Origin of the sequence: Lysinibacillus sp. Y5S-8 (assembly GCF_036894365.1) — a bacterium.
Taxonomy (GTDB): Bacteria; Bacillota; Bacilli; order Bacillales_A; family Planococcaceae; genus Lysinibacillus; species Lysinibacillus fusiformis_D.
Window position 1 is genome coordinate 4,567,145 of record NZ_CP145889.1, and the last position, 12,450, is coordinate 4,579,594.

Below are 12,450 nucleotides of genomic sequence, written 5' to 3' on the forward strand. Positions count from 1 at the left end.
GCGTGAGGATGACAGGAATCGAACCTGCAAGCCCTTTTCAAAAGGGATATGCATTCCTTGCACACTTCCTCATATTATATAATTTTGTAGTAATCGATTTAGTATTACATTTTTCTCAGTCCTTTTTATTTAATCATTGATCAAAGTAATTTCGTTAGATCCATTTTATTTTAAGCCATTTGGAATCATTTCTTCCTGTAGCCAATGATCGCTTGTTTGAACATGTTGTGGTCTCACAAATTTCCCTAAATTATAGCGAAAATCATCATAATGGAAGGAGGCAACGTTTCTAATCACATACCCCTCTTGTTCACCATCAAAAATGGATTTACCAGTAAATGTCCGTTTTATTTGTCCTTCATCAAAAATACCCCGATATAAAACGGGTACTGTTTCAATACCTAACTCGGCTGCAAAAGCGACTGTTTCATCCCAACTTAAACAAATATTATCTTCATTCCAAATACTAAATAAATAAAAATAACTTGTTAAGGCTTGATAATAAATGGAATGCTTCGCATACATATTTTCTCCACATAAGCGCCAATCATTAGGAATTCGATACGCAAAACTTGCATGAAATGTTTTTATCCAATGTCTAGAAGGATGATTGGCTGAATGGATGCTTCTGGCATGCATATAGTCTTTGTAAAGCGTAGTGCCTTCCCCATCTAGTTTTTCAGTGACCACCACTTCTTTTCCTATAAAATGATTCACATTTTTAGCAACTTTATCATCGTGGGTATAGCCCCTGCTCCATGGTAAATGAAAGCTTCTTGGGTATTTCATTAATTTCGTCATAATTCCACTTCCTTTCCTTTTTATTTAGCAAATTGATCTGCCTCTCGGAAGAAATAAAGTCTTGTTAATAAATCACCATCTAATAAGTGATAAATTTGGCTTCCGCCTTTATCGCCCCCATACTGGATTAACATATGAAATTGCACTAAATGAACAACCTTCAACACAAAATCCTCTTCAAAGCCCAACTCTACAAGAAAATGACAAACCAATTGGGCAGATACATTTTCATGCCCATAATAGCCATATCGTTGTTGCAATGGTTTATATTTTTTGCAAAATGGTTTGCCGACATCATGGAACAATGCAGCCAATTGTAGTGCCAGTTTATCACTTTCCAAATAGTATTCATTGATATAGGCAAACACGAAATACGTATGCTGACATAGTAAAAATTGATGGTATGGGTTTTCTTGATTGAAATGATAAATTTCTTTAAAAAGTGGGACTGATCGAAGTGTTTGAAACAGTTCTTCATAAGTGGGTTGGCTTTGTATAAGTGAGACAAATTGCTGTCGAGAGATATCATAGGGACTTGATTCATGTACAATATGCACTTCATCAAACCCTTCTCCTGCTGTAGGAAACTCTAGATGCTTTCTCATTTTTTCCATCACCAATAATGGTACATGCCGCTTCCGTCGTTGGTTTCTGGCTACACAGATTGAATAAGGGGTATCAAAGTAATAGCATTCCTTCTTAACCGCACTCGGCAATTTGCGGAGTGCAAACATTCTGCGCTCCCGCTCTATATTGGTGGCATCTACAATGACAGAATAACCTTTTGCCACTAAATCATTCAGACGCTCATATAACGTGCGAAAGACTACACGTGATTTTTGCTTAGTGGCATCACCAAACAATTCCTGACGTATTGCATCACTGGAAAGAATAATCGCATTTTCACTTTTCGCTAGCTGTTTCACAAATGTACTTTTTCCACTTCCAGGCAACCCCACTGTAAAGATTACCTTCATCCTCTGCACCTCCCTTCAAGTTTCTATATCGTATTAAAAGAACAATCCTTTAGTTTTCAATACATACTGTAAGCAATTTAAAAGGCATGAGTCATTACCACACCAATACTCATGCCTTCATTATTTTTTAGCTTACGTCACTTATGGGCAAAGTGTCCGTGCTATATTTTCAAAGTAACGAACACCATATATAAGAGCTTCTTCATCTATTTTAAAACGAGGATGGTGCAATGGGTACGCTTCACCAAACTCTACGTTATGTACCCCGATAAATTGCATAGATGAGGGAACAACTTCTGAAAAATCGGCAAAATCCTCTGTGCCAAATATGGGTTCAGGCAATACCTTCACACCTGTAGCGCCAACAATCTCTCCAGCTATACGACGAGATAATGCCGTTAATTCCTTATCATTTGAGACGGAAGGGCAACCTAGTTCCCAATTAATGTCTACTTTTGCACCGTGCATAGTTGCAATACCTGTCACTATCTTTTCTAAATGTTTTCGTGTATCCACACGAATTTTCGCATCTAGGGAACGGATTGTTCCTCCAAGCTCTGCTGTATCTGCAATAATATTTAATGCCGTTCCACAGTGAAATTTTGCAACAGTTAAAACAGGTGCATGTGTACTTGGTACTTTACGTGACACTATTGTTTGCAAAGCTACAACTATTTCAGAACCAATTATTAAAGGATCTATAGCGACCTCTGGTGTTGATGCATGACCGCCACGACCATAAATTTTAATTTCAAAATCATCTGCTGCTGCAGTAAATTTACCATCTTTCATAGCAAATTGCCCTACTTCATAATCAGGGCTCACGTGTAAAGCGAAAGCATAATCGACATTCTCTACTATTCCTAGTGCAACTAGTTGAGCAGCCCCTCCTGGTGTCACCTCTTCAGCATGCTGAAAAACAAAACGAATTTCTCCATTAAAATTGGTCCCACGCTCAGCCAATGCCTTTGCTGCACCAAGTAACATGGCTGGATGAGCATCATGTCCACACGCATGCATGACTCCTGGATTTATTGATTTGAATGGTAGATCCGTTTCTTCTTCAATCGGCAAAGCGTCAATATCAGCTCGTAGTAAAATGGTATGTCCTTTATCTTCTGTTTTTGTACCTCTTAAAAAGGCACATACACTTGTTTCTGTTAAACGTCTTACTTCTAAATGAGGAAACGTTATTAATTGATCATAAATATATTGAGCTGTCTTATGCTCTTGATGCGATAATTCAGGATGCATATGCAAATGCCGACGCCATTCAATAACCTGTTGTTTTAAATTAGCCGTTTCTATCAATCTAATCACTCCTAATTTATTATTTATTTTATTAAAATGGTCCATAATTTATGAGATGCGCAATGACTAATAAGACAATCGCTAAGCCTGTCTGTATAAGGAAGTAAGGAAAGACCCATCTGAACCATTTTGAAAATGGAATACCTGCTATTGCTAGTCCCGCTAATAAAACGCCACTTGTTGGAATGACCATATTTGAAATACCATCACCAAACTGGAAAGCCAGTACGGCTGTTTGCCTAGTTACACCAATTAAATCCGCTAAAGGTGTCATGATCGGCATCGTTAACGCTGCTTGTCCACTTCCAGAAGGTACTAAGAAATTTAAACAGAGCTGAAGCAAAAACATTCCTATCGCATTGATAGAAGCAGGTAATACACTTACAGTATTTGAAACAAAATGAAGAATAGTATCAATTAATCCTCCATTTGTAGTAATAACTAAAATGGTTTGGGCAAATCCGATAATTAATGCCCCTTCTACCATATCCCGGGCACCAGAAATAAATCCTTCAGCCATTTTATTCGGTCCAATCTTACAAATAATAGACATAATAATGCTGCTTAATAGAAAGACACCAGCAATTTCACTTATATACCATTGATACTTTATTACCCCTACAATCAATGCAACAAAATTTCCCAATAATACGAATAGTGCTATCAAATGACGTGGACTCATCTTAAAGTCTAAATCAATTTTGATGCTCTCTTCTCTTTTAAACTTTCCGTAAATCCCTTTGGATGGGTCACTCTTCACTTTTTTTGCATGCCTGTATATATAAAGTACTGTCAAACTATAAAAAACGATGAACACAATGATTCGATATGACATTCCTGAATACATTGGAAGCTCTGCAATAGTTTGAGCTACACCAATGTTAAATGGGTTCGTAATGCCTGAAGTAAAGCCAGTTGCTAATGTACCTAGCATGACGATCGCAAAGCCTGTAATCGCATCCATTCCGAGTGCCATCGTTAATGGGATAATAATCGCTATATAGACAAGCGTATCCTCTGCTGAGCCAATTAGTGTCCCTAAACTAGCAAATATTAAAACTAGAATAGGGATTAATACGTACTCTTGTTTTCCAAATTTCGAGGCCATAACTTTAATAAAGGAATCAATAGCTCCAGTCTTTTGCATTACCCCTAAAGCGCCTCCGAATAAAAAGACAAATAAAATAATAGAAGCACCCTCAAGCATTCCCAGATGCACACTATTGAATATTTCTAGAAAGCCAATAGGATTTGAATTGATATACTGAAAGGATTCTGGATCTACTATCATTCTGCCATTACTCTCAACTCTTTCATATTGTCCAGCTGGTAAAATATAGGTCAGTAACGACATGACTAAAATAATAATAAACATTAATACAAATGCATTAATTCCCTTTATCCGTGGTTCATCTTCTTTTTTATCTTGCTGTAGGTTTACCATAACCGTCTCCCCCTAATAATTTTTTCTTTAGCTTTGAACTGAGGCACAGACAACGTATCCATTAAGCATTTCTTACACACCTACAAGTTTCCACCAAACGGAAAAACATTCCGATTAACGGAAACTTTATACACAAGAATAAAAAACAGAAGATGAAATGTCAATATATTTCGACAATTCAGTTAAATTTATTTTTACTTCTAGGACAAATAAAAACTAAATATTAATAACAAATTCTTAAAAAACAGGCATAATGTTAGACTTTCCTACATATAAAAAAGACTGCTCCACTTATTTGTGGAACAGCCTTTATCGTTAAACTCTAGGTTTCTTTATAATTTTATTATAGCATAAATTTACAATAATTATTAGACTATACTTCATTGCGGAGTAGATGTATGATAAATTTCCTGATTCAATCACCCTACATTTCCTCTTAGGTTAAATACGTTTATATACTAAAAAAGGTGTTTGGACAACCATTTAAAGGAGAATCACAATTATTTTCTTTTCACCATATTTATAGGTGAGGATTACTACTAACAGAAGAGAAAAATATGGAGAGGAATGTGAGTAAACGTTGAAAAATCAAAATGAATGGCTAGAAGAAAAACATCATCTTGAGCAAAGTTTAAACCTCATTGATCACAAAAAGAACGAATTATTGCTAAAAGAAAAGAGCTTCAAGGAAAATGCTGTCGCTCTGAAGAAAACTTTTTGGAACGATGTCAGAGTCAATTTAGATACTGCTGAAGATGTTGACGAAACCTTTTTCGCGATTAAGCAACAGGTAGAGCTTCTCTCTGACTCAGAGCTTGCACAGCAGCGTGCAATTCAGAATGTTAAGGTATACGAGCGTTTACAACAATCACCCTATTTTGCTCGTATTGACTTTTTACAAGATGGGCAGCAAGATCCATTAAAAATTTATATAGGTGTTGCCACTTTATTGGACGAACAAGATGAAAATATAGTTATTTATGATTGGCGTGCACCTATATCGAGTATGTACTATGATTACACACCAGGTAAAGCCTCCTACGACACAATGGCAGAAGAGATTCATGGTGAAATGCTACTGAAACGGCAATTTATTATTAAAAATGGGCAGCTACAATCGATGTTTAATACTGGTCTTACCATTGGTGATGATTTATTGCTTGATATCCTTGCACAAAATGCAAACGAGCATATTCGTAGTATCGTTGCAACGATTCAAGCTGAGCAAAATAAAATTATTCGCCATGTTCAATCACGCTATCTTATTGTAGAGGGTGTTGCGGGTAGTGGTAAAACAGCTGTGGCTTTACAACGAGTCGCTTATCTATTGTATCGCTATCGCAATGAAATGACTGCCGATCAAATTTTATTGATTACACCTAATCAACTTTTTAACCAATATGTCCATACGGTCTTACCTGATTTAGGCGAGGACAATATGCAGCAATTAACGTTTATAGAGTATGTAGAAAAACGATTAGGTCGACAGTTTAAATTGGAATATCCGTACGAGCAATTAGAGGACCTTTTAACAGAAAAGGATGAAGCTTATTATCAATCAAAATTAAGTAGTATATCTTATAAAGCGAGCCTTGCTTACAAGCATTTGATGGATCAATATGTAAGCTATTTATCCAATAAGGGCTTATTATTTAAAAATATCGTATTTCGTGGGGAACGAATTATTACAGCGCAGGAAATTACTGAATACTTCTATTCTTTCCCTTCCACTATGTCGATACCAAATCGCCTACAATTCGTAAAAGAATGGTTATTGCAACAACTGACGAAATTTGAAAAGGCTGAGCGTACAAAAGAATGGGTAGAAGAAGCAACTGAACTATTAGATAAAGAGGACTACTCCAAGTCTTACAGTGAGCTTTTATACGAAGGGCGCTATACTGAAAATTCATTCGATGATTTAGATCAAGAACGACAAAAATTAGCGAGACAAATTGTAAAAAAATACTTTAAACCGTTACGCAATTCCGTTCACCAATTAAAGTTTGTGCATATGTTAGGCACGTATCGCCAACTCTTTGATTTGAATAACCCCATTACTAAAGATTTACAGCATCTTATGCCAAACGATTGGGAGGATATTTGCCGGCAAACACTTCCAAATTTAGCAAAACGTTTTATAGCTTATGAGGATGCAGCACCATTTTTATATTTACAGGACAAAATTGAAGGGCAGCAGACTAATACGATGATCCATCATGTATTGATTGATGAAGCACAAGATTATTCTCCATTCCAACTGACTGTATTACAGCAGTTATTCCCAAAAGCACGTATGACTATTTTAGGAGATGGACATCAAACGATTCATCCACATACCTTCGATAACCCTTCCCTGCTCGACCCTCAATTATATGGTGAGCAGGCTGAAAAAATGATTTTAATGAAAAGCTATCGTTCGACAAAACAAATCATTCAACTCACTGCAAAAATTTTAAATGATGGTAGCGAAGTTGAGGCATTTAACCGAACTGGTCCAGAACCATCAATTACTGTCGTTCCTAATGAATTGGAACTGATAGATGAAATTACCCAAAACATCCATCACCTCTCAGCTAAATTTGAAACCATTGCTGTCATTTGTAAAACTGCTGCTGAATGCTCCGCAGTATATGGGCAATTAAGTAATCAAGTAGATATTCAATTGATTAACCATAATACGAAGCAGTTTAAAAAAGGTATTTTATTACTTCCAGCTTATATGGCGAAAGGTATCGAATTTGATGCTGTGCTTATCTATAATGCATCTGCTGCTAATTACGCAAAGGAAAACGAACGGTACTATTTTTATACAGCCTGCACGAGGGCTATGCATGAGCTACACATTTATTCCATCAACAAATTAACGCATTTCCTTCAATGATAGCTAACAGATCCTCCTGTCATAGTGCTGAAAAACAAAACTATCAATAGAATTCTTGTGAAAGGTAAAAATGGATTTCCGTTGCAGGCTACTTGCTTTCCTGTGGGCGAGCGCTGAGCCGCTTCCTCCGCTACCGCTCCGTGCAGGGGCTCGCCTGTCTCGCTATCCCACGGGAGTCAAGTAGCCTTCCACTCCAACCCACAAAATGGTCACTTTTTAGCAAAGGTTTTCACATAAGAATGGAGGTATTCACTACTCATTTTATCGTGGTATGTTGTCAATCATCACTTCTCTACATTGAAAATAAGAGCCTACCCTTTCTTTAATTAGACAAATAATGGGCTATTTTATTCATTACGTCTAGTATGAAAGAGAAGGAAAAGACACTTTTGCACATGGTTGGTTTGAGTGGAGCCAGCGTCACAGCTGAGACCCTAGAGCGAACGGAATGAGTGAAGTGGCTCATCGGACGCGCTCTGAGAAGGATGCTGGCGGAACGGAAATCAACCTCTCGCCTTGCCAAAAAGTCTTTTTCTGCTATTTACTTCGTCTTTCTTCAACAACAAAACAGGAGGATCTGTCAGTAACAGATCCTCCTGTTTTTTTATATATAGAAAGTGTAATCTTCTGGAATGACACGTTTTAAAAATTTCTTTGTGCGCTCCTCTTTTGGGCTTACGAAAATATCATGAGGGCTCCCCTCTTCTACGACAACGCCTCCATCCATGAAAATCACACGATTAGCAACATCTTTGGCGAATCCCATTTCATGTGTCACCACAAGCATTGTTGTGCCTTCAGCTGCAATATTTTTCATGACCTGTAGAACCTCACCTACTAATTCAGGATCAAGTGCGGACGTTGGTTCGTCAAATAAAATAATATCTGGGTTCAATGCTACTGCACGTGCAATCCCTACTCGCTGCTGCTGACCGCCTGACAGTTGACTTGGATAGGCATCATACTTTTCCGATAAACCTACTTTATCCAGTGCCTTTTTACCAATGTCCACAGCCTGTGCTTTAGGAATTTTACGTCCAATGATTAAACCTTCCGTCACATTTTCTAATGCCGTTTTATTAGTGAAAAGATTATAATTTTGGAAGACAAATGCGACACGTTGGCGAATTGCATGTACGTCTTTTTTCTTCACATGTTGAAAATCCACTTGAATATCTCCAAATGTCGCATGTCCTTGATCCGCTTTTTCTAAAAAATTGATGCAACGTAATAATGTTGTTTTTCCTGAGCCACTAGGGCCTAAAATAACAACAACATCGCCTTTATCAATCGCTAAATCAACACCCTTTAAAATTTCATTGCCACCAAATGATTTATGAATATTTTTAATTTCTAACATGCTCATTCACCCCTTAGGCATTTGCCACTTTGTATTTGCTTAAATATTTTTCATAGCGCTTAAACAAGTATTCCACCGTACTACATAATATTAAGTACACGATAAAGATATCCAGATAGGCTTCCACATAATTGTAGCCAACATTTGCAGCTACTTTGGCCTTCAGCGTAATTTCAGGAAGTGACATTGCGTAGCCTAGCGAGGTAGCTTTAATAAGATTGACAGTAGCTGTACAAATATTTGGTAGCGCAACTACTAATGCTTGTGGAATGATAATTCGAGTATAAGCTTGGAACGTTGTCAAACCTACTGAGTGTGCAGCCTCTAATTGCCCCTTTTCAATAGTGCTTAATGCAGAACGAAAGACCTCTATTAAAATGGCTGTTGAGCTGAATGCAAACACGATAAACGCATACCAAATTGGATTGATTTTATAAATATCATACGCAATATTATATTTTTCAAAAATAATTTTTAACATTAACGGGATACTACTATAGATAATAAAGATTTGTATAATGATTGGCGTTCCTCGCACGAATGAAACGTAAATTTTTGCTAGATGATGAATAACTGGAATTTTATTAATTCTAGTGAGTGCCAACAAAAAACCAAGTGGCAGAGCTATCAATAAAGCAACAACTGTGATAAGGAGTGCAATGGGAACACCAGATAATGCAATGAAAAATGTTTCAAGTAAAAATGGATAATTCACGTTCACGCCTCCTCCTTAAGTTGTTTCTAAGGTTTTCTTACCCTTCCCAAATACCTTTTCTAATATAGTAAATATTTTTTCTATAATAATTGATAACACCCAATAAATAATGGCTAATGCAATATAAATTTCTAAGGCATGAGCATTGATGTTACTGGCAATAATTAAATTTGCCTTGCCCACAATGTCAATTAGACCAATTGTATAAGCTAGTGCGCCTTCTTGTAGCAAAGCAATCATGCCATTCCCAAAGTTCGGCAAAGCAACGACAAGTGCCTGAGGGAAAATAATTCGACGGTATGCCTGAAATGGTGTTAAGCCCACACTAACCGCTGCTTCAAACTGACCTTTTGGAATAGCTAAATAGGCGGATCTTATCACCTCAGACATGATTGCAGCAAATTGTAAGGTGAATGTTACGACAACGAATATAGCTGTTTCAATTGAATGGAGGTTAAGACCAACATTTTCTGCTAATGCTGGCACACCATAATAGACAAGAAATAACAAAACGATGGATGGCGTACAACGCATAATCGTTGTATATAAATTTGCGAATTTTTGTAACCACTTTATTGAAGATAGCTTAGCTGCCGCCAACAATAAACCAAATAGTGTGCCTAAGATAATAGAGGACCCTGCAACTAAGAACGTCATTTTTAAAAATGGTAATAACATTGGGATTGCGTTCCAAATGTAGGTTGCATCAAAATATTTATCCATTTCCTCACCAACTTTTCCTTTTATGAATAAAGACTGCTGAGCATTAAAGACTCAACAGCCTTATTATTCGTTCCGTTTCAAGCTAACGATTAACATTTTCTAGCACTTCAAATAAATCGCGACCATAGAACTTCGTGCTTAATTCATTTGGTTTCTTCTGCTCTTTAATTTGAGCTATCGCTTTATCGTAGGCATCAGCAAATTCTTGTTCTTTTTTATTGAACAGAGGCCATGTTTTAATAACAGCAAATTCGTTATAGACAACCTCATCTTTTAAGTTGTAATAAGGGCCATCCTCAGCAAGCACTTGTTGTTTAAATGGTCCCTCAATCATGACGCCACCATCAACACGCCCTTCATTTACCCACTGCACAACGTCTACGGTAAATGCATCACCAGCTTGAAGTTGTACTTTATTGTCTGGATTTGCCGTATTATATTCATCGATAATTGTATATTGCGCGTTATTAGCAGCAATCGGTGCTAAAGAATAACCCTTTTTTGCAAAATCGGCTAATGTTTTCACACCTTCATCCTCTTTACGTAAAACGAGCCCCGCACTACTTAACCCTAAAAATTCCTTCGGGAAAATAAATTTCTCTGTACGCTCCTGTGTAAAGAAGGCATTTTTAACCCCTACTTGATATTTCCCTTGCTCAACACCAATCAACAAATCATCACTTGTTGTACCTACGTATTCAAATTGATAGTCAGGTACTAATTCATCTACTAATTTCATTACTTCTACATCATACCCTGTTGGATTTCCATTATCGTCGATATAGCTAATAGGCTTGGAGGCTTGATCGTAGGCGACCTTTACTGTACGAACCTGTTCACCATCACCTGAATCCTTATCTGCTGATTGTCCTGAATTACACCCCGTTAAAAGTGCTATAGAAGCCAAACCAATTGCGGCAAATTGAAATAATCTAATCTTTTTCATCTGTCATTTCTCCTTATTTCCATGTAATCATTATGAATTTCCAGTTAATTTTTGTTGTTCAATAGCGGCAGTCGCTAACTTTATAATCGTCATATCATCCATAGGCGGATTATGAAGTCCTGCACGGACGTTACGGTAATAGCGTTGTAATGGATTGGATAGCTGCAAGCTTTTCGCTCCCACTACACGCATTGCCTTATCGACTATATCTATTGCCATGTTTGTTACTGTATGTTTAGCAACAGCCATTTCATTTGTTAATAAACTACGTCTAGCTGTATCATCATAAGCCTCAGCCACTCCATACAAGACAAAACGTGCTTGATGAAGCTTTAATTCAATATCTCCTAAAAGCTGTTGTACATTTGGCAACGTACTAATCGGAGCATTCAAGCTATTCGGTTGATGATGATTGGCAAAATGGACCGCATAGTCACGGGCAGCCTGTGCAATACCTAAGTATGTTGCTGGGATATGGAGTATCCAGCCATTTATCTTGCCACCACTAGGATGACTTGGTAACTCTACTAAATGCTCTGTTGCCACTATGACATCTTTTAACACAAGATCATGGCTACTAGTACCTCGCATCGCAGACATCTCCCAATTTTCTTCAATCGTTAGCCCTACAGAATCTTTATGAATAAGGAAGAAACCAATTTGTTGCTTTTCTTCAATCCAAGCAGAAGTAAGGAAATAATCGAGCACCGGTGACGCAGTCGTAAAGATTTTGCGTCCATTTAATAGCCAGCCCTCTTTTGTCGAAACAGCATATGTTCCAGGTCGACCACCACGTGTTGGACTACCCGTTGCTGCCTCACTAACTGCTCTATTAATGATGGCACCGCTCTTTATTTCTTGAGCGAATGCTGTTAATACATCCTCAGTCCATAAGTGGGTTTCATATATTTCACCAACAACGCCTAATGTCCAGCCAAGGGAAAGAGATGCATTTTCGTCATAGCTTGCTAATGTTTCTTGCACAAGTACCATATCATAGACTGATAAGCCCTCTCCGCCATATTGTTTCGGTAAAGTTAGTTGTGGATAGCCAATTTGCAAAAGCAATTGATGTGCTTTAAACGGGAAACGAGATTGTTCGTCTACCTCAACAGCCTCAGCCTTAATTGGCTCTGCAATAGCTGCTAGCTGATCTAACCAGAACCGTTGTCGCTCTGTTTTTACAAATAAATCCTTCAAGTAAATCTCCTTCTTCCCAATATATATAAATCATATAAAATTACTAAGAATTGATAGTGAAAAAAAATCTCTACCTACATATTGTAGTG

General features: G+C 37.3%; 10 protein-coding genes and 1 tRNA gene. 1 reads left to right on the forward strand and 10 read right to left on the reverse strand.

From position 1 onward, the window contains the following. Nucleotides 1–3 precede the first annotated feature (3 nt). From V6670_RS22460 to V6670_RS22480, 5 genes are all read right to left on the reverse strand, one after another. Nucleotides 4–71, reverse strand: a tRNA-Ser gene (locus tag V6670_RS22460). A gap of 94 nt (nt 72–165) precedes the next feature. After that, the gene (locus V6670_RS22465; protein WP_141904538.1) at nt 166–801 is read right to left on the reverse strand and encodes an RNA ligase family protein; all 636 of its coding nucleotides are present in this window, start codon (nt 799–801) and stop codon (nt 166–168) included. Nucleotides 802–821: 20 nt separating this feature from the next. Continuing rightward, entirely contained in the window at nt 822–1,778 is a 957-nt protein-coding gene (locus V6670_RS22470; RefSeq protein WP_141904539.1) for an AAA family ATPase, read from the reverse strand. A 141-nt stretch (nt 1,779–1,919) separates the two neighbouring features. Next, a complete protein-coding gene (locus V6670_RS22475; RefSeq protein WP_338654729.1) occupies nt 1,920–3,098 on the reverse strand; it encodes an amidohydrolase in 1,179 nt (392 codons plus the stop codon). 22 nt (nt 3,099–3,120) lie between these two features. Further along, complete coding sequence (locus V6670_RS22480; protein WP_141904541.1) at nt 3,121–4,533, reverse strand: AbgT family transporter; 1,413 nt, start codon at nt 4,531–4,533, stop codon at nt 3,121–3,123. A 580-nt stretch (nt 4,534–5,113) separates the two neighbouring features. Here V6670_RS22480 and helD point away from each other — a divergent pair. Then, nucleotides 5,114–7,417 carry an RNA polymerase recycling motor HelD gene (gene helD / locus V6670_RS22485; protein WP_141904542.1) on the forward strand — a complete coding sequence of 768 codons (2,304 nt, stop codon included), beginning with the start codon at nt 5,114–5,116 and terminating at the stop codon, nt 7,415–7,417. Nucleotides 7,418–8,021: 604 nt separating this feature from the next. Here the strand turns inward: helD and V6670_RS22490 are convergent. The 5 genes from V6670_RS22490 to V6670_RS22510 form a co-directional block, all read right to left on the reverse strand. Then, nucleotides 8,022–8,777, reverse strand: coding sequence for an amino acid ABC transporter ATP-binding protein (locus V6670_RS22490; RefSeq protein ID WP_036123911.1), 756 nt, complete (start codon nt 8,775–8,777; stop codon nt 8,022–8,024). A 13-nt stretch (nt 8,778–8,790) separates the two neighbouring features. Continuing rightward, a complete protein-coding gene (locus V6670_RS22495) occupies nt 8,791–9,492 on the reverse strand; it encodes an amino acid ABC transporter permease (protein WP_338652156.1) in 702 nt (233 codons plus the stop codon). Between the two features lie 15 nt (nt 9,493–9,507). Further along, a complete protein-coding gene (locus V6670_RS22500) occupies nt 9,508–10,215 on the reverse strand; it encodes an amino acid ABC transporter permease (protein WP_338652157.1) in 708 nt (235 codons plus the stop codon). A gap of 82 nt (nt 10,216–10,297) precedes the next feature. Next, nucleotides 10,298–11,161, reverse strand: a complete 864-nt coding sequence (locus tag V6670_RS22505; RefSeq protein WP_338652158.1) for a transporter substrate-binding domain-containing protein — start codon at nt 11,159–11,161, stop codon at nt 10,298–10,300. A gap of 30 nt (nt 11,162–11,191) precedes the next feature. Then, on the reverse strand, nt 11,192–12,361 hold the full coding sequence (locus V6670_RS22510; RefSeq protein ID WP_338652159.1) for an acyl-CoA dehydrogenase family protein: 1,170 nt from the start codon (nt 12,359–12,361) through the stop codon (nt 11,192–11,194). Nucleotides 12,362–12,450 lie beyond the last annotated feature (89 nt).

Bases quoted from the DNA above. Each gene is read 5' to 3' on its own strand.
- V6670_RS22465 (WP_141904538.1), bottom strand. From the start codon at position 801: ATGACGAAATTAATGAAATACCCAAGAAGCTTTCATTTACCATGGAGC.
- V6670_RS22470 (WP_141904539.1), bottom strand. From the start codon at position 1,778: ATGAAGGTAATCTTTACAGTGGGGTTGCCTGGAAGTGGAAAAAGTACA.
- V6670_RS22480 (WP_141904541.1), bottom strand. From the start codon at position 4,533: ATGGTAAACCTACAGCAAGATAAAAAAGAAGATGAACCACGGATAAAG.
- V6670_RS22490 (WP_036123911.1), bottom strand. From the start codon at position 8,777: ATGTTAGAAATTAAAAATATTCATAAATCATTTGGTGGCAATGAAATT.
- V6670_RS22500 (WP_338652157.1), bottom strand. From the start codon at position 10,215: ATGGATAAATATTTTGATGCAACCTACATTTGGAACGCAATCCCAATG.
- V6670_RS22505 (WP_338652158.1), bottom strand. From the start codon at position 11,161: ATGAAAAAGATTAGATTATTTCAATTTGCCGCAATTGGTTTGGCTTCT.